The organism is Chitinophaga sp. 10T418 (assembly GCF_056394125.1).
On sequence record NZ_JBFTHG010000001.1, the window covers coordinates 999,550 to 1,023,512 of the forward strand.

The following is a 23,963-nucleotide window of genomic DNA, read 5'->3' on the forward strand; positions in this document are numbered from 1 at the left end:
AAAGTGATCATGATATCATTTTAACTTCTTTTACTCAATAATACCCACTAATTTAAGGTTGAAAGACAAATTTAAAAAACGCTTTTTTGTTATGCGCCCATTATTGTTAATCCTGTTCCTGTTTTTTTCTATTACTGTTATCGCACAAACGCGTCTTGATTTTGACGGAAGTTTTGAAGGCAAAGCAGCTTACGCCGGTTTACCAAATGGTTGGATGAAGTGGGGGACCGGATATCAGGTATCTATAGATGATTCCATCTATCACAGTGGGCACCGGTCGTTGCGTATCACCTCCGTGGGAGATAAACAAAAGAGTGATTTTGGCGTTGGTGCTATTGCCATCCCGGTGGACTTTGCCGGTAGTTCCGTGACATTGAATGGCTATCTGAAAATGGAACAGGTGGAGAATGGAGAAGTAGGGCTTTTTATGAGGATAGATGGAAAAGGGAGAATACTGGAATTCAATGATATGAAACGCGAGCATATCCGTGGCACTGCCGACTGGAAGAAGTACAGCATCACGCTACCATTAAGGAAAGACGCCAGAACTATATATGTAGGTGCGGTCAGCAATGGCACCGGCAAACTGTGGGCCGATGACCTCGAAGTACTGGTAGATGGCAAACCGTTGAAAGATGCTCCACCAGCAGCGGTATACAAAGCAGATAGTGATACCGCTTTTGATAAAGGCTCCGGTATTCAGATGGCATCTCTTAGTCCCGAACAACTGCAGCATATGGAGGTATTGGGAAAAATGTGGGGCTTCCTGAAATATTATCATCCTGCAGTAGCCGCCGGCAATTATAACTGGGATTATGAATTGTTCCGGATTTTGCCAGCGATATTAAATTGCCATAGTAAGGCCGAACGAAATAATATCCTGCTCGCTTGGGTCGATAAATTGCCCGTGCCGGCTAATCGAAATAAAACCGCCCCTATTGCTAAGGATAAAATAAAAATGCCCGCAGACCTGGCATGGATAGCGGATGAAAAAGAGCTGGGTGTCGCTTTAACAGTGGTGTTGAAGAACATAGCAGACTTTAACAGAAGCGATGAGCATTATTACATTGGCACAGAATCCACAGGGAACGCGGAATTTAAGCATGAACGCAGCTATGGCGACATGCTGTACCCGGATGCAGGATTCCGCCTGCTGGCATTATTCCGCTATTGGAACATGATTCAATATTTCTACCCTTATAAATACCTGATCACCGAAGGATGGAATAATAAACTGGGGGAATATCTTCCTTCCTTTGTTGCGGCAACCGATGTAGAAGATTATCAAACTGCCATGCTGCGGCTGATTTCAGATATACATGATTCTCATGCTGGTTTTTTCGGCCCTAATCTGTTTATCCGCAATCCCAATAAAATGAAAAACCTGCCAGTGTTGGTGAAGTTTGTAGAAAACAAACTCATCATCATAAAAACAGGTGCCGGTGCAGGTGACCTGCGCAACGGAGATGTGATTACTGCAGTAAACGGGAAACCAGTAGCAGACATGATAAAACAACTTTTGCCGATAACGCCTGCTTCCAATTACGCTACGCAACTAAACAGATTAGAACGTTCGATTTTCAGAACAAAGGATAGCATATTGCAACTGGAATATGACAGGGACGGAAGTCTTCATACCACGATGATTACAACACTTCCTTCTGTACAGGCTACGGTGCTTCCTGATCGTCCGGCCAGCTCCTGGAAACTGATCAGTAATGATGTAGGGTATATTTACCCGGGACTTTTCAAAAATAACCAGATGGATAGTGTCATCGCAGCTTTTGCAGCAACCCGTGGGATGGTGATCGATTTGCGTTGTTATCCTTCAGATGATATGCTGAGTTCCCTCGCAGAATATGTATTGCCTGAACCGCAATCATTTGTAAAATTCACCGAACCCAGTATTGAGTATCCGGGCGTATTTGTGAATACATTTGATTCGAAAGCGGGACATAAGAATAAAGACTATTATAAAGGAAAAGTGATTATACTGGTAAATGCCAGCACACAAAGTAATGCGGAATTTGTGACGATGGCGCTGCGGCTGGCCCCTAAAGCGGTGGTGCTGGGTAGCACTACCGCCGGTGCAGATGGTAATGTTTCCTACATCAAATTGCCCGGAGGAGTAGAAACTATTATCACAGGCTTAGGCGTGTATTATCCCGATGGCAGGGAAACGCAGCGTGTAGGCATCATACCGGACATTGCAATGGAACCCACGGTGAAGGGTATACGTGAAAACAGGGATGAGTTGCTGGAAAAAGCATTGTCGCTGATCAGGGAGTAGCATCTTCTTTCGCGCTATCGTTTCGGCAAGGAATATTTCTTAGCCACCTTATTATACTTCTTCAGGTACTTCCGGTCTTTTTTAACACCTACGGCTGTTACGATGCCGGAAGTTTCTGCTTTTACCCAATAGTTAAAAATAAACTTTTCCCGGTCGCGTATAAAAAACATCCGCGTAGGCCGGTGATTGGTATTTCTAAGGAAAGCATTTGCCAGCAAAGTTTTCAGGTTAGCCATAAAACCTTGCCGGGTGGAGTCCTTTTTATTCAGTACCTGTACATTCAGGTTACGATAATAGAAATTCATATTGCCCAGTGTAGCATATTTATTCCCGGACCAATTAGAATAGATGGTATCAGCATAGCCCCGTCTTACTTTCACAGCGGCCATAGGAATGGATACCTCGTTGAATCTTTTCAGGTCCATTGGTGCCAGATAACTCTGTGCGTAAAATCCGGAAAGGGAATCACTGTACGACTCGTTATACGAAAAGTAATGAATAGGGCTGCCCAGTAATTTGCCGCTGGCCTGCACCCTTAGACTGTCGCCGTTAGGATGTACATTGCCAAAGTGCGTGATCAGCGCATTGATATCTGTAATGGGTACGGCCGACCACTTGTTGGTGGATTTAGAAGACTCATTCACTGTAACGGCGGCCTGCTGCAATACGATAGAATCTACCTGCAGCGCCCATGGTAAGGTGTTGATTAATTTGGTGGGCATGAATTTTTCTATGCCATGTTCAAAAGGAATTCGTTTATCCCTGGCCGTTGTCAACAACGTATTGGTAGCAGTAATCCTCCGGATATGCAGCGTGGTGTCTCCCGGCAGCAGGTTATTGGCGATGCCACTCAGTTGTAGCACATCTCCTTTTACAGTGATATAATCCCGCTGCCAGCGCGCCATACGGAAGGTTTCTTCAGCAGAGAGATTGGGTGTTACGCTGAAATCATTAACAGATAAAGTACGGTCGGTTGGATCCATTTTAATGCTGCCGGCCTGTGCATGTAGTTGTTTGTTCCGGTAAAACATACCACCTTCACTAATGGTGGTGTTGGCAACAAATGACTGCCAGGCCATTTTATGCTTCTGCCGGAACGTGAAAGCCGCATCATTGAACATGCCCGATAGCTTATTCACTGTCAGCTCCATGGTATCTCCATGATGCAGTGCCAGCTGTACATCCTGCCATTTCAGCGCCAGCCTGGAATGGAGACTCATCTGAGTTGACTTGTCTTTGCTGAGTAGTCCTTTTGTTAGTTGCAGCGACAGCCTCGGAATGGAAAGAGCGGTGCCTGTGCTATGGAATTGCAATGGTGTTGCTTCCAGTTGTATATGATCGTAATGCAATAATTGCTCACTACCGGTATGCAGGGCGAGTTTAGTGGCTGCCAGTTGGATATTCGTATGTAGCGTGTTGCTATCTTTTCCATTCACTTTCGTGTAATGTAATTCCGCATCGTTGACATTAAGTTGCGCAATGCTGGCCTGCAGTGGGGTAGCGGTACTTTGTTTTTGGCTTCCTTTTCCATTGCTGAATATATCTATCTGCGGATGATCGGCGGTGAGAGACTGTACCATCACGCGACTGAAATCTGTGCTGTGGATGCCTGTTTGTACGCTCAGGGAGGGCAGTACTATTTTAGTATATCCGTGTTCGTTATGCAGGGTGGCATGAGTATTTGTAAACGTAGTAGCGCTGTTGCTGTTAAGTGAAACAGCCGCCATGTCCAGCTCCATTTTTTGGCTGTGATGATGAATGTTGTAAAACTGCCCGGTTGCCGCTCCCCAGGTAATGAACCGTTGGTTGGTGCGCAGATCCCGGAAAGCTATTTTATTAGCGGTGAAACTGCTTTGCAGGACAGGTCCATTGCTACTGAATTGCAGACTGCCAATATCCAGACGGGCAATGCGTATTACCGGCAAATCTTTAGGAGGATTGTGTTTGGCTGCTGTTGTATTGTGTAATTGTATATTTAAGGCGGCGAAGCGTAACACGTCTACCTGTATATCCTTTGACTGCTGAAATACATCCCAGTCAAATACTTCCCAGTAAAGAGCGGTACCGGCAATGCGGCTGCCATTCGAGAGTGTTACCAGTAGTTTATCTGCTTTATTATGCCGGTGGGTGCCGTCAAAAGCATAATTGTTCACGGTGATATTTACTTTGTCGGAAGCTACGCTCATTTCCCGGATATGCAGATTGGGCATGGCATGTTTTATATCTACCAAAGAATCACTCAGAAAGAAATTATGTAACAGGATATCTGTGTTTACACTCTTTAACTGCAGCGTTAGCGGTGATTTTCCAGTGGACCTGAAGTTTACATTACCATCTGTGATACGGAAAGTATTCACCATGATCAGTTCACTCAGGCCGTGCAGGGTTTGATAAAACGCCGGCATCTTAATGGCGGTGCTGTCTATCGGTGGTTTCCCTTTAACGCCTTTTTTTCCTTTTGTCAGGAACGAAATGCGGGGGGAGTACAACTCCGCATCACTGGCTTTGAGGTGCTTTCTCAGCAGGTCTTCCAGGCTCACATTATTCAGTCGCAGGGAGGGTCCGGTAAAGGTTAGCCCTTTACCGGAGTGGTTTTGCGGCGTAGGTCCGTATTCCACATTGTTGAAAATAACATCATTTCGTTGCAGTATAAATTCGTCTACACTCAACTGGAACATGCTGTCCAGCGAGTAGAACTTTATTTTATTTAAGTTGAGAGCAATGCTGTCGGTAGTAATGCCGGGCGTAGTATCGTGTGCAATTGTGAGATTGTAAATCCGCAGGTTTGTTTTTTGAGTGGTACCGGTAGATACATTTCCTTTGAGTAACAGTTCCCCGTCTTTTACCGCAATATATTTGAAGTTCATTTTTTTGAACAGTGTATTGGGCAGACTGTCCAGCACTACCTGTTTATCTTTGACGGTGGCCTTTCTGCCGGGAAGCTTCAGTACCGGTCGTATACACACCAGGGTGTCGATCAGCAGTTCCTGCCGCATATAAATAGCGGGCAGGTGATGGGCATTGAAATAGAATTTATCTGCCTGCAGCGACATCTCGCCTTTGTTGGCTGTAGCCGCGCTGAAAATGGTACAGGAGTCCAGTTCAAAGACTTGTTTTTTTCCGGAGAAATGGAGGCGTTTAAAACTGATGGTATTCCTGCCATCGGGTAATATCCAGTGCTGTTGATCGAAGGAGAAGTCCACATCTTCAGACCCTAAAATATGGTTGTCGGCGTTGGTGACTTTGGAAAAATTAAGGATAGAGAAATTAAAGTGATCCACGCGTAACGGCGGTGGTCCATTTACTTTGCTGTATACAAGAGCTCCTTCCTGCAGATGTACGATGCGCGCGTTTACATATTGTAAAGTTTGTTCCAGGTGTTCCACGATAGAAGACAGTTGAAAGGTTTCCTGCCGCGGGCCGGGTGCCACGTGCTCATGAACGAAGAGGGATGGGCTGATCACAGAAAGACTGTCTACCAACAGTTTTTTATGCAGGATCAGGGCGCGCCAGGACTGTATAGATAAATAGATCCGGGGTATTTTTACATCGTAGTGAGCGTTGACGTGTACGGTATCTTTTCCGGTGAGCCGGGCGCCATGTACCACGATATTTTTTTCCCACAGAGAGAAATTGATATCATCCGCATCAAACTGGTAAGTGCCGCCGGACTCTTTGTTAACGATGTATTGAACAATTTTTACAAACTTATGCTGCACCAGGTAATAGAGCAAACCGCCGATGACTATCCTCGCTATGAGTAGAATCAGCAATATTTTGAACCATTTTTTATACCTGGGATTTAGTTTCATGAATTTGATTAACGGATTTACCTTTTGCTAACATATCTCCGGCGCTTCTGTTTAAAATTAAGCGACCAATCTGGCAATGCCGAAGGCCGCAGCAGCAGCCAGTATCCCGATCATGGTGACCTTCAACGCGCCCTGTACAGGCGGCTGACCAGTTACTTTGCTTTTGAAATAACCAAATACAAATAAGCAGATAATAGTGAGTGCCGTAGATCCGATCAATCCGCGTTGAGGCGTATCCGTGAAAAGGTAAGCCGATAAAGGCAGCAAGCCCCCCACAAAATAGGATGCACCAATGGTAAGGGCGCTCTGTCTGGCCCTGTTGGGATTAGGGGCTTCCAGTCCCAGCTCAAACTTCATCATGAAGTTAACCCACTTGGTTTTGTCTTTAGACAGTTCCGTTGCGATGATCTGCTGTGCCTCCGCACTTAATCCATATTCTGCAAATACCTCTTTTACTTCTTCCATCTCTTTTTCAGGCACCGTTTCAACTTCTGCATATTCTCTTTTTAATTCGCTTTCGTAGTGCTCCAGTTCTGTTTTGCCGGCAAGGTAGCCACCCAGGCCCATGGCAATGCAGCCGGCTACTATTTCAGCAATGCCTGCCGTAAGAATAATGTTGTTGCTGCTCACCGCGCCGCTGAGTCCTGCTGCCAGTGCAAACGGTACTGTTAATCCGTCGCTCATGCCGATGACCATGTCAGTGATAAAGTCCGAGCTTTTTAAATGTTCTTCCTGGTGCATTTTTTCCGGGTTTATAGGGGGTGTTAATGATATAAATATAAGTGCTTTATCGTACTTTGTATGGATTGTAAAGGTAAGCGCAGTTGATCATCACTGCTAATCAAAGTTGGAAAATTATGGCAAACGAAATAGTATGTTTTGGTGAAATGTTATGGGACATCCTGCCAGAGAAGGAATTGCCCGGTGGTGCTGTGATGAATGTTGCGTATCACCTGCAGAAACTGGGAGAAACGGTATCACTGGTATCGCGGATAGGAAAGGATCGGCGGGGACAGGGATTGCTGGATATGTTGCATGGTTTTGGACTCAATACTGCTTTTGTGCAGGTAGATGAAAAACAGGAAACAGGAAAGGTATATGCAGACATGACCAATCCCAGCGAGGTACATTATGACATCGTATATCCGGCAGCGTGGGACTTTATCCAATGGGAACCGGCACTGGCTGCGCTGCTAAAACAAGCCGGTACCCGCTACCTGGTGTTCGGGAGTCTTTGTTCCCGGGACGCGGTAACCCGGCATACGCTGGAACAGGCGCTGCAGCACGATCTGGTAAAAGTGCTGGACATTAACCTGCGGGAACCTCATTATACCCGTGCACATGTGGAGTGGCTGCTGCAGCAATGTAATATACTGAAACTGAACTTAGCGGAACTGGAGCTGATCAGTGGCTGGTATCATCCGTTTGAAGATAAAGAACAGGCAGTGCGTGCATTGTCTGCGCAATTTAATATTCCTACCATTGTGGTCACCATGGGAGGCGAAGGGGCGTTGCTGTTTATGAACGATACCTGCTATGTAGAGCCGGGTATTACGGTAAAAGTAGTGGATACCATTGGTAGCGGTGATGCTTTTCTGGCGGGCTTTCTGCATAGCTTCACCAGGCAGCGGCCTGCGAGGGAGTGTTTACGCTTTGCAAATGCGCTGGGCGCGCTGGTGGCATCCTATGCGGGCGGGTGTCCGGATTATGCGCCGGAGCAGATAGCGGTTAGATAGGAGCGATTTTTTTGCCTTTGTCCAGGATTATACTGATTTTCCGGATTTTTATTTTCTGATTATAAAGATTAAGAGATTAGAGAAGATATAATCAAACATTATCCGCTTATATCTTCTCTAATCTTTTTTAATCCTGTAAAAACAAAATCCGGAAATCATCTAAATCAGTATAATCCTGGATAAAGACAAAAAATCGCAGTTTTATTTTTCTATTACGGCTTCCCGTGTTTTTACGCCCAATATTCTTCTGAGCGCCTGCTCCAGTGTGTAAGACGGATCTGCGGAATGCCAGGCAATAAATCCATCCGGTCTGATCAGCAGTGCCATTCCGGCTTCCAGGTGGGCGGCGGTTAACCATTGTTCGTCCGTGATCACTTTCACGGGGACGGGAATACGAAACAGGGTTTCCAATTTTGCTGCGGTGTCTTTCCAGGCTTGTGATGCATCCGCTGTTACCAGGGCAAAATGGGTGACGGCCAGGTCGAGCGTGGAGACACGCATGTTATTTTCCGTGAGCCATTGATGTGGTACGCGGGTGCCGGGTTGTCCTTCGGTTTTTATAGTATCTGGTGATGTAATGAGGGGTTTGCCTGCTATAGCGGTGGAAGTATAGCAATAATCGGGTAGGCCCAGCCGGTGAATCATCCCTGTTAAAGCTTCTGCCTCGGTGACATTAGTAAATTGTTTCATCAGGGTGCCGGGATCGACTAATCCTTTTTCATCAGCCATTTCAGCGGAGAGCAGGGCGTTTCGTAAGCCTACCGGTTGTCTTTCCGGGGAATAGGTGCCCAGTAAAGAAGGGTGTGCCTTGTGTTGTAGTACCAGCGCCAGTTTCCAGGCCAGGTTATGCACGTCCTGTATGCCGGAGGCAGCGCCTTTGCCGCCATATGGTGTCATTTGGTGGGCGGCATCACCGGCAATGAAGATGCGGCCATGTTGCATGTTGGTGACTATATTCGCGGTGGGCTTCCAGGGCATCATGCTAATAATGCGTACGGGTATTTCCGGCATATTGATCACCTCACGGATAATGCTTTCCAGTCTTTCGGTAGTATAATCTTCCGGTTTATCCTGCTGTGGATCATAATGGAGGTGCATCACCCATTTGTCGTTATTGTTGATGGCGGTGAACATACCGGTAATGCCGGTTTTTTTGATGATACCGATGCTGAATTCGCGATCACGTACGGCTTCTCCCAGCGGGGCTTCAAAATAGATATTCAACAGGTTGCCAAGTGGACCGGGGCCGGTGGTTTCAACACATAATTCCCGGCGAATGGGGCTGCTGCCACCATCTGCTGCAATCATATACCGGCAGATAATGGTTTCATTGATACCGGTATCACGGTTACGGATATACGCAATTACATGATCATCGGTTTGAGTGAACGACAATAGTTCCGTATGAAAGCGAACATCTGCGCCTCTGTCGATGGCTGCCTGCTGTAAAAGGGGTTCAGCCAGGTCCTGGGTGCAGCGGGCGCCGGCAACGGGGCTGAGTGCCGCTATTTTTTCCAGGCCGGGGAGTTCTATGGGATGCTTTACTTTATTGTAGGCAGCGCCTACCTGGCTGAGGATATCGGGTAAGCTATCGCCGGTATAAATGCCCCAGGCCGCGGCCAGTGCTTTGCCCGCTTCGCGGATGACCCCATCCAGCTGCAATTCCCGGAACAGTTCCATGGTACGCACATCGAAGCCCCGGGAACGCGGATGTACGGAGGTGGTAGGGCGCTTCTCTATCAGCAGGGGCCGTATACCCTGTTGCAACAGGAACAATGCGGCCGATAGCCCCGTTAATCCGCCGCCCGCAATTAATACCGGTGTTTGTTCGTTATTCTCACTAATTTTGTTTGACATAGCCATCTGTTATTTTTGATAAAATTGGCCTTTTATTGACCAGGCAGATGGCATATAACGGATAACTTTGTACCATCAGTGAAAATTAAACTACACCGGTATGGAAGCGCACACATTACCTCCTGCCCCCGCCACATATGAACAGATTTTTTCACCTGACAGGGGCGTGGTGCAGCAACTGGCGTTGCCATTCGAAAATAAAGCAGGCACGGTAACCATTGCCCTGGTAAATAATATAGGGATTGTTGACAGTCGTTTGCATACCGACTGCCTTACGCCGTCCTGGAAACATTTTAACAGTAAGCCATTTGTGGAAATGAATTTCATGGTGGAAGGAGATATCTATCAGACCATGGAAGGATTTTCCGGACGGAAACTATGTGCCCGGGGATCGCATAACCTGTTGTTCAACCCGGGTACGCTGGAGGAAAACCAGTTGGTGGGATATGGCAATTATCGCACATTCGGTGTGCATATCTGGCCTGAGAAAATGTCCGAGTTGCTGAGTGCATATGTACCGGAACTGGAAAAATATTCGGAGAAAATATACGCCGGGCAACCTTTTTTGCTGGAATCTCCCACGCCCATGCTCACTGCAAAAATGAAGTATATCTTTGATACCATCTGGGAATACCCGGATCCGGATGGCTTAAAGAAGTTATATCTCGAATCAAAAATACTGGACCTGCTCTCCCTGCAATGTGAATCACTGTTGCAGGCACCCGCCAAAAAAGGAACCACTATTCCCACTGCCGACATCGATAAACTGCATGCTGCAAAAGTATTGCTGCAACAGCGGCTGGAGCAGCCACCTTCCCTGGCTGAATTATCGAAGTTATGCCAGTTGAATGAGTTCAAATTAAAGAAAGGATTCCGGGAATTATTTAATACAACCGTATATGGTTTTATACACGAAACGAGGTTAACACGTGCACAGCAAATGATCCGTGAAGGGCAACATAATATTTCTGAAATAGCTTACCAGCTGGGTTATAGCCATCCGCAACATTTTCAGCGGGCTTTTAAGAAGCAGTTTGGTATTACGCCGGGTAGCCTGCTGCGTTAATACCAATTTTCCTGCTCAGGACGGGACTAATCCCGAGCAGGAAAAAATACTTTATTTCCGCGTCAGCGCGATCTCCATTTCTTTCACTTCTTTACCATTCTGCGTACGGTACATTTCCATGAGCTGATGATCTTTATCCTTCCAGGTGGTCACCTGCCGTAGCCAGCAGTCTTTTCCACTCATAGGATCAACAACTTTGCCTTTTAATTCCATGGAATGAGTGGCATCGTCCCAGGTACCTTCCATTATGGTGATACCAGTGCCCATATTGTCAATCCAGGTGTCGATAAACACTTTCCGCTGATTGTCGTACGCCAGGGTACCAATGCCTTCAAAAGGCATTCCCATCATATTGGCGGTATAACGGCTTTCACAATAGCGGCCACCCAGGATCATTTTGTTGACGCAGCCACCAGTCGTTTTGGTAGGAGGGGCGTCCGGTTTTTCCCACATGGTCATATCGGCGGTCCATTCACCATCGCCCATGGCCATTTTCTGGTGAACAGGCCCTGGTGTCATATAGTCCATCCAGGCTTTCATCATAGCAGCAGAGTCCTGCTGTGCATAAGTGTTGGAGGTAATTAACAGGCATAACGCAGCCGTTAACAGGTAGATTGCTTTCATGATGCGTAGTTGTTTAGAAATGTTATAATCGGGGTGAAGTAGAATTACAGGATAACAAGTTAAGTTATTTATATTAGCGGGCCATGCGTTGTGTGTTACACCTCCCAAATTACATACCTTTGGTAACGAAAGAATAATCCCATTTTATGCAAACAACCATACTGGATGTGTCGGGAAATAGGGCACAGCCACTGGCTATTGATGCAGCCATTTCCTTTGAACCGTTTATCACCTGGCTTAAAAGAAGGATCAGTGAAGAACAAACCGTGAAAGCCCGATTGTACGCTGCAACGCTCGAAGAATTTGAAGCATCAGATATTGGTCACCGGGATATTGCCGTAGAAGATACCCCCGGCTATGTTAAACAGCTGGAATACGTGTACGCTTGTCTTTCTCCCGCCATGAGATCAGAAGAAACCCTGGCCTGGGGGCTCAGCTTTCCGTTTAAGCCTATTACCTTTTATGGCACGGATCAATTATATGCCCTGCTGGGACAAAGAGGAGAGAATACTGACTATGAGGTAAGCCGTAAGCCGGCAGACTATCACCTGGATCGTTTACAGTTGCTGTACTCTTTCCTTCTGCAGCGACTCTATAATTTTTTTGTACCTGTTAAAAGAGAACAATACCACGCGGGAATCAATAAGAGCACGGGTTTACTGCAGTATTATGCGGTGAACTTCAATACCGATTTTGTAGAAGTAACTGCCAAAGGCCCCTTGCCGGAAATAGATATGGGGCAGCTTTATACACATCTGAGTGAAGGTGGCGGATTTGAAATACTGGAAGAAATGCTGCCGCTGGAGTTGTTCCGTTTCCGCGGATTTTTTGTGATCACAGTAACAGATGTCACTGCACAGAAGGCGGTAGAAAATATTCAGAAAGTAAGACTTTCCCGTACGGCGTTAGTTGCCGAAAAAAGTTTCAACGAGGTGATACAATCACTCAAATCGTTGGTCCGTAACAGTAAGATAGAATTTGACCTGTTTCCTTTCCTGCGGGTAAACGATGTACCGGTGTATAGTTTCGAAAAAGGCGGTACCGGCATCCTGTTTGAAGTATGGGGCGAAGACCGGCTGACGCCGGAAGAATTTGGTCGCCAGGCGAAAGCATTCGCCAGTAAACCCATCTTCTTTTTTTCTGCTGATATTTTCCTGGTAACCCAGAAAGAATATGCCTTCCTTGAGCATTTCCGTAAACAGGGGGTGAAGTCGCTGGGACTGATGCCCATTTTTTATGCACACGAGCTGGTAGGTATTATGGCCGTGCATACCTGGGGCGAAGATACCTTTGACGATAAAACACTCGCTCTGCTGGAACCCGCCATTAGCCCCATTGCACAGCTATTGCAGATTTATATAGAAGAGTTTAACCTGGAGATAGAAAATGTGATCAAAGAAAAATTCACGTCCATACAACCGGCGGTACAATGGAAATTTAATGAAGCTGCGTGGCACTATCTCTATAACACGAAGAAGAAACTGCCGGTGACCATTCAGAATATCCTGTTTGAACAGGTATATCCCTTGTATGGTGCCATCGATATCAGGAATTCTACGGTAGAAAGAAATAAAGCTATTATCGCTGATCTGGACAGTCACCTGAGTATTCTGGCCGCGACGCTGGATAGTCTGCAGCAGTACCAGCAAAATGACCTGTTGAAACAGATGATTTATCGTTGCCAGCAATGGCAACAGGCAATTTTACAGGAACAACTGAGTCCTTCTGATGAAAATGAACTGAACAGATTCCTGGAAGTGGAGGCCGTGGAATATTTACGTCACATCGCTATACAGTTTCCCAAAACGGCGGAGGCAATTGAATCCTGTCTGCAAAGCCTGGCCGGTGAGGTGAACAAAGCCGCGCTGGAAGCATCTATGCAGCTGATCAACGGTACCGTTAACCAGTATTTTGAATCAGAGAAGAATAAATTGCAGGAATCCTATCCCTGCTATTTTGAGAAATTCAGAACGGACGGGGTGGAATATGATATCTATATAGGACAATCTATTTCGCCGGATAAACCCTTTAGTCATTTCCATTTGAAGAATCTCCGTTTATGGCAGCTTTCTTCCATGGTTACCATAGCTGGACTCACCCATGGGTTATTATCACAGATGCCCAGGGAACTGCATACCACACAGCTCATCTTTGTGCATAACCACCCGATAGATATCAGCTTCCGGGCAGATGAACGGAAATTTGATGTAGAAGGTGCTTATAACATCCGTTACCAGATGATTAAGAAACGGATTGATAAAGTACATATCCGGAATACCGAAGAGCGGTTAACCCAGCCTGACAAAATCGCATTGATTTATTCTGACCGGAAAGATGTGGAAGATTACCTGCCTTTTATCCGTTATTTACAGGATACCGGGGTGTTGTTGCCAGAGATGGAAGAACTGGAACTGGAAGATTTGCAGGGGCTGACTGGTTTACAGGCCATCCGGATGGGAATCACGCTGCCTCCGGAGAAATAAACTTATTTTAAAAATTATTTGCATTCCCGTTAATAGTATACTAAATTTGTAGACTATTAATGCGTCGACCAACGGTAGTAAGTTTAGCTCATGGATAAGAAAGATTTCGATGTAATCATAGTAGGATCGGGGCCCAACGGCTTGTCTGCCGCCATCAGGTTGCAACAGGCGGGGGTATCTGTATTACTGTTGGAGGCAAAAGACACAATTGGTGGTGGTATGCGTACGGAGCAGCTTACCCTACCGGGCTTTTATCATGATGTATGTTCGGCAGTACATCCTATGGCAGTAGGTTCTCCCTTTTTTTCCAAGTTGCCTTTGGCGGACTTCGGGCTGGAATTTGTGCATTCGCCGCTGGCGGCAGCACATCCGTTTGATAATGGCACCGCAGCTATCCTGGCGCGTTCGCTGGATGATACCGCCCAGGCACTGGGTGTGGATGCAGACGCGTACCGCCGGCTGATAAAGCCGGTGGCGGATCATTGGGAAGCGGTAGCAGAAGATAGCCTGGGACCATTTTCTTTTCCACGGCACCCATTGATCATGGCACGCTTTGGGTTGAATGGCCTGCGTTCTGCTGCCGCGATTGCAAAAAGATTTTCCACTACCGCCGCAAGAGGCTTGTGGGCAGGCATGGCGGCCCACTCGATTCAACCGCTCACCAATACCGCTTCTGCAGCGATTGGTATTATATTATCGGCTGTAGGCCACCGTCATGGATGGCCTGTTCCCAAAGGAGGCTCACAAGCCATCGGGAATGCCCTGGCGCAGTATTTTATTTCGCTGGGAGGCGAAATTCAGACAGGCGTGCACGTTAGTTCGCTGTCTCGCCTGCCCTCGCATCACGCGGTGGTGTTTGATCTCACCCCTAAGCAATTACTGACGATTGCAGGAGATCGGTTTTCTCCGCATTATAAGCGACAGCTATCACGCTACCGGTATGGTCCCGGTGTATTTAAGGTGGATTGGGCATTAAGTGGCCCCATTCCTTTTACCGCAGTGGAATGCCGGCAAGCGGCTACGGTACATCTGGGTGGCACCTTTGAGGAAATTGCACTGTCGGAGCAACGGGCTTATGACGGACAGCACAATGCGGCTCCGTTTGTGCTGTTAACACAGCAAAGCCTGTTTGACGAAAGAGCGCCGGCAGGTAAACATACCGCCTGGGCCTATTGCCACGTACCCAATGGATCTGAAGTAGATATGACCACGATTATAGAAAACCAGATAGAACGTTTTGCGCCTGGTTTCCGTGATCTGATCCTGGCCAAACATACCATGAATGCACAGCAGATGGAAGTCTATAATCCGAATTATGTAGGTGGCGATATCAATGGTGGTATTATTGATATCCGGCAGTTGTATACCCGTCCTGCTATGCGTATATCTCCTTACCGGACATCTGCCAAAGGGATTTATATCTGTTCCTCTGCCACGCCTCCGGGTGGTGGCGTACATGGCATGTGTGGTTATCATGCTGCCAACGCCGTGCTGAGAGATATTTTTTAGAGTAGTCACTATCATTAATGAATCTATATGCCTACAGTAAAGTCTTATTTACAGGAAGACTGGGCCATTGTTACGCTTGGTTTCCTGATCATTCTTCTTTCAATGGCCGGTGTGGTGGTAGCTATCCCGGAATACAAATGGAGTAGCAGCGCAGATCTTACCGGTAAAGTATTAGCCGGCGCCAACTTACTAAAGATCGGTGCACAGTTTATTTATGTAATCGGCATCGCCCTGTTGGGATCTTTTCTGACCGGGAAATCACTGAAAAATACGCTGCTGGTATTCCCGGTAGTTTTTATACTGACTACCCTGGCCCTCATCATCGCTGGTAATGCCACACTGAACGGATATGGCCTGGAAGCGGTTATTTTCAGTCTCATTATAGGCTTATTGATAGGTAACCTTTTTAAACTCCCCACCTGGTTCCGTGAAGCACTGACCTCTGAATTTTTTGTGAAAATAGGACTGGTGTTACTGGGTACTACCATCATTTTTTCGGATGTGCTGAAAGCCGGTGCCCTGGGCCTTATCCAGGCATTGGTAGTGGTGCTGTCTGTATGGTATTTTTCCTACTGGGTATGTAAACGCCTGAAGATAGATAATGAACTCACCATGATGCTATCCAGTGCGGTATCCATTTGCGGGGTATCTGCCGCCATAGCTACTTCCGGTGCCATTAAGGGAGATGCAAAAAAGCTGTCGCTGGTAATTTCCCTGGTACTGATTACAGCTATCCCGATGATGATTTTTATGCCGATGATTGCGCACTACTTTAACTTCCCGGAAGCCGTAACGGGCGCCTGGCTGGGAGGGAGTATCGACACCACCGGAGCGGTAGTGGCCTCCGGATCGCTGGTAGGCGAAACCGCCCTGAAGATCAGCACCATAGTAAAGTTTTCACAGAATGTGCTATTAGGGGTAGCGGCATTTGCCATCTCCGTATACTGGACCTATACCAAACATCCCAATGCCGGTGATGCCAATACCAAACCCACTTTAAAAGTGATCTGGGAGCGGTTTCCGAAATTTGTGATTGGATTTATTCTCGCTTCGCTGATATTTTCTTTTTTCATTTCTCCGGCAGCCATTGCACCGCTGAAAGCGCCCTTGAAAAGTTTACAGGGGCTGTGGTTTGCACTGGCTTTCACCAGCATAGGACTGGAAACGAATTTCAAAGACCTGATTGGTACGGAAAGCAGGAAGCCCGTATATGCGTTCCTGATAGCCCAGTCGTTTAACGTAGTGGTGACGCTGGTGCTGGCTTACCTGTTATTTTCATAAACCGGACGAATTACTTTTTTTAGTATTTTGCCGGCATATGAAATACCGTAATCCCCTTGCCTTCCTGGAAAAAATGAATGGTGCTGCCATCGACTCAGCAGATACTGCTGCTGTGTCACTTCTCCGGAAAAAAATACTGGCAGAGCTGGAACTTACAGCTGATAAGGGATTACAGATCAACGGAGAATGGTGTAGCAAAAATGACCTGCTGCTTTTTTTCGATAGCTTACAAAATACAAAAGAGTTACATTTTCATCAGGAAATAAAATCAGATCCTGTTTTATCCGAATTCCTGGCAACAGGTATTATCACAGGACTGTTTGCAGATAAGGCGCTATACAAAGACAAATCATTCCTGTCTTTTATAGCGCCTTTTTATGAGCCGTTGTTTACTACAGCGGTACTGAACAGCTTACTGCAACAGCAGGTAGTAACATTGCAATATTTGTTTAATAACCCGGTACTACTGGATGGCGAAGCGATGAAGCGGTGTTACGATAAAGTATTCCGTTTGTTGAAGGGACAATATGCAAGGGTAGAAGAGGTGCGGGCAGCATTGGCAAAAGATTCGAGGGGAAGATGGGAACAAGTGGATATTTACGTCGGAGCTACGCAGCTACAATTATTGAATGCCCTGCCGGATGCCTTTCATATGCAAAGAAGTGATTACGGGATTCTCCTCATCAACTTTGCGTTGGTACTGAATACCAACCATTATAAGGAAGAAGCATTGGAGATATTAGGCACGCTGCAGCAGCTGAAAAGTGTTTCCTATGTGCAGGAAAATGTAGAAAAATATATCCGGTATGTAAAAGAAGAGCAGGCTGCTTTTCGGTCTGTTTTTTTCCGGAAAGAACCCACTACATGGCTGGGCAAGCTGTTAGCTCAAAGAGGATTGACAAACGATCGCCTTATACAAATAGGGTGCAGCATTTTTATAGTACTGGTAATTATGCTGGGTAATTACTATGGGAGAAAGGAAACACACCAGGAGCTGTTTACTCCTGTAGTGGAAGAAAGCACTTTTTCCGGTTCCCGCACTTACTGGACTATGCAATACTTGTTGTCTCAGTTGGCAATAACGCCCCGTGATCCGGTAGAAAGTATTCAAAAGCATCCTGCGATTGCCCCTCCTGCTACCGGTGACGACTTGTATGGCCCTGCATTTATGGAGGCTATCAGAAAACAAGGGAATGTTGGTGCTCAATTTGTTCAGCCACGATATAACAGGAGTTTGCCACGGATGCGGGAAGATGGCAGCTGGGAGGATTCACTGCACCGACAGAGTCTGCGTGTTTTTAACCGGCAGGATGCGCAATTGATTACGCTGATTCAAACACCCGATTCTTTTTACTCTTGTTATATAGCTCCCCGCGATAGTGCATTTATCCCTTTACCATTATCGCTCAGCAAGGTATATTTTTATGTGGGGCTTTTATGGAACCCGGATTGGCTCGGCTACTGGGCTATGGAATATGTACCTTCATATACCGTGAAAGGGTTTTTTATGTTACCGGGGTTTAACCACGATATTTTTTTACGGAAATCTGCGGTCCGGCTTATCCTGGATACCACCTACTGGAAAACATCTAACCGCTATATCCCAATGGAAGTATCAGCTTCTGCTGAGCAGGTACTTCATTTGAAACAACTATCGGATAATACCAATGGGGTAGATATGAAGATAGGAGAATAGATTTTCCGGGCAGCTGTGGATGGTAACATCTACCAAAGTTTTACTTCTTTTTCCTTATTTTGCTGCCAGATGAAATACCTGAACCCCCTGACTTTCCTGACGAAAATGAATGGTGGTCCCGTAGATTTGCGGGACAGTGCTGCGTTATCCCTTCTCCGGAAAAAAATGCTGGCAGAAGTAGAACTCTCAGATGATAAGTTGCTAAAAGCGAATGGACAATTATTCAGTAAAAATGACCTGCTGCAATTTTTCGATCAGTTGCAATCTTCCCATGAACTCATCTATCATCAGCAAATAGCGGCAGATCCGGCATTATTACATTTCCTGGAAACAGGAGAAATGAAAGGAAGGATAGCGGATCATGTGTTGTATAAAGACCCATCGTTCCTGTTTTTTATTGCGCCTTACTATGAGCCATTGTTTACAGTAGCGATACTGAATAGCCTGAAAAATCAGGATGTGCGCACAATGGAATACCTGTTCGCCGGTCCGTTGCTACTGGATGGTGCATATACCACGGTCAGTTACCAACGGGTGCTGCGTTATCTGACAGTGATGGATAACGAATTGAAAGCCGTTGTTGATGAATTAAATAATGGCGGGGCATATATCTGGAAGTACCTGGTACGCTTCGCTAATCCCACGGTTATCAGGCAACTGAATACTTTACCGGAAGAATTTAATAAATGGAGAAGTGACTATGGCATCAGTATGATTAACCTGGCACTGGCTGTTTATATGAAGGACTTTAAGCGGGGGCAGCAAGTGTTGGAGTTAGTGGAGCAGCTACATACCACCGATTATGTGCAGGAAAGGGTGCAGGTCCGCAAAAAAGAATTGCTGGATTACCGGAAGGCAAAGTTGAACAGGCATCCGATAGAAACCTTGATAGGAGACTCATTAAATCCCATCTTGCGGCGTTGGGTGAGGTTCTTCCTGATTTTGATGGGCACGGCTGTTGTATTGACACTTGCGGTGAGTATAACAAACAAATTCAATAAGAATAAAAAAAGCGGAGGAATACATGCTGTTAACGTAGAAGGATTTTTCACCAAATCCCGTACCGCAACGCAGATGAAGTTACTGATAGCGCAACTGGAATATACGTTATCCCGGAAAAGCATGGCCGTCACGGTGTATGATACAGTACCTGTTTCACCCCATACCGGTGATGATGTGTATGGTCCCGGGTTTATGACCTCGTTGAAGGGCGCTGCCTATACGGTTCCGGCACAAATGCCGAAACCACCCGCAGACAGCAGTGCAATCAATACCGGCGACTTTACCGATCCATTGCATAAACAAAGTCTGCGTATTTTTAATCGGCTGGAAGTAGCGATGGTAGCCTTGTTACAAACGCCTGATTCTTTTTATTCCTGCTATATATTACCACACGACAGCACCTTCCTGCCGCTGCAGTTAACTGCCAATCGGGTTTACTTTTACGCAGGGCAACATTGGACGATGGTAAAGGAACCTGACACGTCGGATGTGATCTATCGTGCCAAGGGCTATTTCGCGGAGAATTACAAAAATGCCAACACCTTTTTACGGGATGGTGCATTATCATTTGTGCTGGATTCTACATACTGGCAGCACTCTAACAGGTATATTCCTGTGGAGATTGGTACCGATGGCACTAATCTATTTGTGAACCTCCTCGACAACAATGCGGAGGGGGTAGACCTGTATTTAGGTGAATAACGTTTACCCGATACCGGTACCTTTCAGTTGTTGATCTGTTTTCTTATCATCCGGCATCAGGTTGTGAAGCTGGTATACGGCGGCTTTCAGCTCTTCGTAATTTTGTCGCTCCAGTGCTTTTTCGCCTATTTCCATGAACCGGGCAGCCATTTGCGGGTTGGTATAATCGTTTGGTGGAATATTGGAGTAGAAGTAATAGTTGTTGATCCAGGTAGATGGTTTATTACGGACAATTTCCCAGCCCAGGTTAATCAGTTCGTCGGTTTTAGCTTTGATAGTATAGTAGCTTTGAGAGGAAAGATAAGTGCTTTCTTCTTTGATGATTTGCTCGAACCTGGTAAGTCGCGCTGTGTCATTTTCCTCGCGGATATTTCGCAGACAATAGTCTTTTTGCCTGAAATAGTTTTCCGTCACTTCCACTATCTGCTGATCTTTACCGGTGCTGTCCAGTAGTTGCGCCAGTTTCCGTTTCCTTTCTTCCAGTTGGTATTTTTCGTCTGTTACATCATCGGTGCTGATCAATTCCAGGCGGCCGCTGATATAGTCGAGGTCGGATTGTATATCCTGCACGGTGGCTGCCAGTTCGTACTGCTGGCTGTTTTTGAAGGTCTTCAGTTTTTCTGTTGCCTGTATTCTCAGTTGCCGGATATCGTCCTGTAGTTTACCCATATTGATTTGCCTTACCATGGGGTTGAACACTTCAGAAAATTCCTGTTCATTCATCAGCAGCACTGCTTTTACGGAGAGGTCTCTGCTTTCGCTGATCTGTAAGGTGATTTCCACATCAGAGCCTTTTACGAGGTCTGTCACCAGGTCGGTGCTTTTGATTTCAATCATGCCCAGTGGTACACAGCTGCCGGGGATCGCATAACGACTGCCTTCTACTACGTTGATGAGTAAGCTATCCTGGCCACTGCGCAGAATGGTTTTCATCACTTCTTTGATAATTGTTTTGCGCAGCGGGAGGATGGCATTTTTTTCAAAGATGAGTTCCAGTTTGGTGGTGTTATTTTCCAGGTCATCTATTTCTATGCAGATGTCGTTGGGCAGCGGTTGTCCGTGGATATTKAATTTCCCTTGTGTAATAGCGATAACGGGTGCCTGCACAGCCACTTCGTTGTGGGCTGCATCAAATACCAGGATGTTGAAAACATTGTTGTTGTTTTCTGCCAGCAACAACATTTCAGAGATACGTTCCTGCAGGGGTTTGATGCCGCTGTCGTAGCCGCCATCTGCCCGCACAATACGGTAGCTCAGTCCTGCTACGGGGCCTGTTACAATCGCGGTGAAATACTCTTCTTTGTCGGCGGTATTTTTTTGATAAGCTGTTTTAAATTGGATATTCAGTTCACCGGCAACGGCAGGCTTGTTTTCAGGCGATTTAAGCGCCGAAACGGATCGGGTACCTGCATACCATGCGGCGCCCACAGCTACGGCCGTAGTGGGGTCTACACTGCAGTTTACGGCAATGCCCAGTTGTGCTGCTACCAGTTTTTTTACCAGTGGGATGTAGGTACTGCCACCAATCATCACAACTTCCATGATATCGGCAGCAGCTAGGTTATTACGGACCAGTATTTTTTTGACGAGATCCACAGAGTACTGGATGCTGTCGTAGATAACGGATTCAAACTGATCCCGGGTGATGGTGAGGTATATATCCTCTTCGTTGATTTCGAATTCTATTTCAGCGGCGGTGCTGTTGGTGAGTTGTACTTTCACCTCTTCCGCTTTTTTTAGCAGGATATGATACAGGGTATTGTATTTCCCGCGGGCGCTGCGCAGCTCTGTGAGCAGATCGGGATATTGTCCCTGTTGCTGCAGTTGCGGAACCACCAGTTTTTCTATGATGGCAATATCAAAATCCACTCCGCCGAGGTAGTTGTCGCCTTCATGATCTGTTACGCGCATTTCGCCGTCAATGATCTTCACCAGCGCCACATCGAAAGTGCCGCCGCCGAGGTCATACACCAGCCATTGTCCCTGTAAGCTGCCGGCATCCGTTTGTTTGTTGGCAAAAGCGAGACTCGCAGCAATGGGTTCCTGTAACAGTTGTACCTCTCTGAAGCCGGCATCATTACCTGCTTTTTTGGTGGCGTTGGATTGGATGGTATCAAAAGAGGCGGGGATGGTAATGACCACCGCATCCGGCTTTTCGCCGGTATATATAAAGTTTTTGAGCTCTCTGAGCACCATGGCAGATAGTTCTACCGGTGTTTTAAAGTCGCTGGTATTGGGCACAAAAAAAGATTCCGAGGTCCCCATTTTTCTTTTGAAAGAAGAAAACACATTTTCCGGATCTTTCTCTATCAGCTCCCTGGCTTTATCGCCCACAATGATCCTGTCTTTCCTGAAGGCTACCACGGAAGGCAACGTTTCTTTCTGACCGAATGGATTCTTGAATATTTCTACGGTACCGTTCTGAAATTTGCCGATCAGGGAGTTGGTCGTGCCCAGATCAATGCCGAAATTAATTTGGTTGCTCATAGGTTTATTTTGCAGCGGCGATGACTACCCCTTTTTGTAAAATGGATTTTTGTCCGCCTTCGGTATAATATACGACTGGTTTGATAACATTCACAATTTCCATTTCCGGGGCCATATCGCCGGTAATGCTGGCTTCGTAATCTATTCTTGTTTCATGATACGCTTCTCCCAGCGGATTCAGAATAGTATAACCGGCTTCCTCGAAGTGTTGTTTGATACGGTCTACATTGCGCTGCAGCGACAACAGCTCCGGTTTGGCAGCGGTTTTCTTATCCAGTTCAAATACCTGGTTAATGATCCTGATGTGAAGGGTTAATAGTGGGTCCATTCGGTAAATTGTGTTATCAGCAAATATATTGATTTGGAAGCAGAAAGCGGAAGGCACAGAGCTATTGATGCGAATGAGTTGAGCGGGTATTATTTTCCGCTTTGATCATTCGCATCAATAGCTCTGTGTTTTCCGCTTCGGGTAAATTTTGTTTTTCCGGAATTAGATATTATCTTAAAGCTATTCCGTATTCCACATTAAACATACCCAGACGTTATGAAAACATGGTTGTTATTCACCTTTTCCATACTCTCAGGCGCATTTTTGCAATCGAATGCACAGACGCCGTTACCTGCCATCGGGATCTGTACTTCTTTTTCCAACGACAGTATCGCCGCCAGCAGCGGGTTTACTTACCTGGAAGAAACTGTGCGTAAAATCCTGTCGCCCTCTCTGAGTGAAGCACAGTTCCGGGAGCAGCTGCATGCCCTGCGCAACAGTCGCTGTAAAGTCCAGAGTTGTAATGTATTTGTGCCGGGGTATGTTAAACTCACCGGCAACGAAGTAGATGAAGCCAGGGTGTTAGGTTACGTGGATTCTGTGATGCAGCGCGCTAAATTAGCCGGGGTAACGCTCATTGTGCTGGGCAGTGGAGAAGCCCGTAAAATACCGGAAGGGGTAGACCGTCAGCAGGCAGTGCAACAGTTTATTTTGCTGGGCCGCAAGATGGCCGTGATTGCTGCCAAATATGATTGCGTTATAGCCATGGAAAACCTGAATAAAACAGAAACCAATTTTGTGAATACCCTGGCGGAAGGCTATGAGGTGGTAACGGCGATTCATCATCCTAATTTCCGGTTAACGGCAGACATCTATCATATGCTGCGGGAAAATGAGCCAGCTGTCAATATTGAAAAGGCCAAAGGACTACTGGTGCATTGCCATATTGCGGAAAAAGAAAAGAGGGCAGCGCCAGGTGTTGCAGGAGATGATTTTAAGCCTTATTTCGCCGCTATGCATAAAATAGGCTACACCGGTCATATCATGATGGAATGTCGCTGGGATGATCCTGCTAAACAATATAAACCGGCATTTGATTACCTGCAGGGGCAACTGAAAGAAGCCTGGGGCATGAAATAGCCAGTAATAA

Annotated in this window: 15 protein-coding genes; 9 read left to right on the forward strand and 6 right to left on the reverse strand. The window is 46.3% G+C overall.

The annotated features are described in order from the left end of the window. The first annotated feature begins 91 nt into the window (after positions 1 to 91). Positions 92 to 2,290: a S41 family peptidase gene (locus AC1DCV_RS04175; RefSeq protein WP_477021979.1), complete on the forward strand. Its 2,199-nt coding sequence runs from the start codon at positions 92 to 94 to the stop codon at positions 2,288 to 2,290. Between the two features lie 14 nt (positions 2,291 to 2,304). Here the strand turns inward: AC1DCV_RS04175 and AC1DCV_RS04180 are convergent, their stop codons facing one another. Together AC1DCV_RS04180 and AC1DCV_RS04185 are read right to left on the reverse strand one after the other, a co-directional pair. Next, entirely contained in the window at positions 2,305 to 6,102 is a 3,798-nt protein-coding gene (locus AC1DCV_RS04180) for a hypothetical protein (RefSeq protein WP_477021980.1), read from the reverse strand. Positions 6,103 to 6,159: 57 nt separating this feature from the next. After that, entirely contained in the window at positions 6,160 to 6,843 is a 684-nt protein-coding gene (locus AC1DCV_RS04185; RefSeq protein WP_477021981.1) for a VIT1/CCC1 transporter family protein, read from the reverse strand. Positions 6,844 to 6,959: 116 nt separating this feature from the next. Between AC1DCV_RS04185 and AC1DCV_RS04190 the strand changes: the two genes are divergently transcribed. Then, complete coding sequence (locus AC1DCV_RS04190; RefSeq protein ID WP_477021982.1) at positions 6,960 to 7,838, forward strand: carbohydrate kinase family protein; 879 nt, start codon at positions 6,960 to 6,962, stop codon at positions 7,836 to 7,838. 201 nt (positions 7,839 to 8,039) lie between these two features. Here the strand turns inward: AC1DCV_RS04190 and AC1DCV_RS04195 are convergent, their stop codons facing one another. After that, entirely contained in the window at positions 8,040 to 9,695 is a 1,656-nt protein-coding gene (locus AC1DCV_RS04195; protein WP_477021983.1) for an FAD-dependent monooxygenase, read from the reverse strand. 100 nt (positions 9,696 to 9,795) lie between these two features. On the opposite strand from AC1DCV_RS04195, the gene AC1DCV_RS04200 reads away from it, so the two are divergent. Then, positions 9,796 to 10,761 carry a helix-turn-helix transcriptional regulator gene (locus AC1DCV_RS04200; RefSeq protein ID WP_477021984.1) on the forward strand — a complete coding sequence of 322 codons (966 nt, stop codon included), beginning with the start codon at positions 9,796 to 9,798 and terminating at the stop codon, positions 10,759 to 10,761. A 51-nt stretch (positions 10,762 to 10,812) separates the two neighbouring features. On the opposite strand, the gene AC1DCV_RS04205 is transcribed toward AC1DCV_RS04200, so the two are convergent. Further along, positions 10,813 to 11,385 (reverse strand): DUF1579 domain-containing protein, encoded by a 573-nt coding sequence (locus AC1DCV_RS04205; protein WP_477021985.1) that lies wholly within the window; start codon positions 11,383 to 11,385, stop codon positions 10,813 to 10,815. A 146-nt stretch (positions 11,386 to 11,531) separates the two neighbouring features. Between AC1DCV_RS04205 and AC1DCV_RS04210 the strand changes: the two genes are divergently transcribed. From AC1DCV_RS04210 to AC1DCV_RS04230, 5 genes are all read left to right on the forward strand, one after another. Then, positions 11,532 to 13,868, forward strand: a complete 2,337-nt coding sequence (locus AC1DCV_RS04210) for a GAF domain-containing protein (RefSeq protein ID WP_477021986.1) — start codon at positions 11,532 to 11,534, stop codon at positions 13,866 to 13,868. A gap of 90 nt (positions 13,869 to 13,958) precedes the next feature. Next, positions 13,959 to 15,377: a phytoene desaturase family protein gene (locus tag AC1DCV_RS04215; RefSeq protein WP_477021987.1), complete on the forward strand. Its 1,419-nt coding sequence runs from the start codon at positions 13,959 to 13,961 to the stop codon at positions 15,375 to 15,377. 27 nt (positions 15,378 to 15,404) lie between these two features. Next, positions 15,405 to 16,658, forward strand: coding sequence for a YeiH family protein (locus tag AC1DCV_RS04220; protein WP_477021988.1), 1,254 nt, complete (start codon positions 15,405 to 15,407; stop codon positions 16,656 to 16,658). A gap of 37 nt (positions 16,659 to 16,695) precedes the next feature. Next, positions 16,696 to 18,354: a hypothetical protein gene (locus tag AC1DCV_RS04225; RefSeq protein ID WP_477021989.1), complete on the forward strand. Its 1,659-nt coding sequence runs from the start codon at positions 16,696 to 16,698 to the stop codon at positions 18,352 to 18,354. 69 nt (positions 18,355 to 18,423) lie between these two features. Further along, entirely contained in the window at positions 18,424 to 20,058 is a 1,635-nt protein-coding gene (locus tag AC1DCV_RS04230; RefSeq protein WP_477021990.1) for a hypothetical protein, read from the forward strand. Positions 20,059 to 20,061: 3 nt separating this feature from the next. On the opposite strand, the gene AC1DCV_RS04235 is transcribed toward AC1DCV_RS04230, so the two are convergent. Beyond that, positions 20,062 to 22,545 carry an Hsp70 family protein gene (locus AC1DCV_RS04235; protein WP_477021991.1) on the reverse strand — a complete coding sequence of 828 codons (2,484 nt, stop codon included), beginning with the start codon at positions 22,543 to 22,545 and terminating at the stop codon, positions 20,062 to 20,064. 4 nt (positions 22,546 to 22,549) lie between these two features. Further along, positions 22,550 to 22,873 (reverse strand): hypothetical protein, encoded by a 324-nt coding sequence (locus AC1DCV_RS04240; RefSeq protein WP_477021992.1) that lies wholly within the window; start codon positions 22,871 to 22,873, stop codon positions 22,550 to 22,552. 216 nt (positions 22,874 to 23,089) lie between these two features. On the opposite strand from AC1DCV_RS04240, the gene AC1DCV_RS04245 reads away from it, so the two are divergent. Beyond that, positions 23,090 to 23,953, forward strand: coding sequence for a sugar phosphate isomerase/epimerase family protein (locus AC1DCV_RS04245; protein WP_477021993.1), 864 nt, complete (start codon positions 23,090 to 23,092; stop codon positions 23,951 to 23,953). Positions 23,954 to 23,963 lie beyond the last annotated feature (10 nt).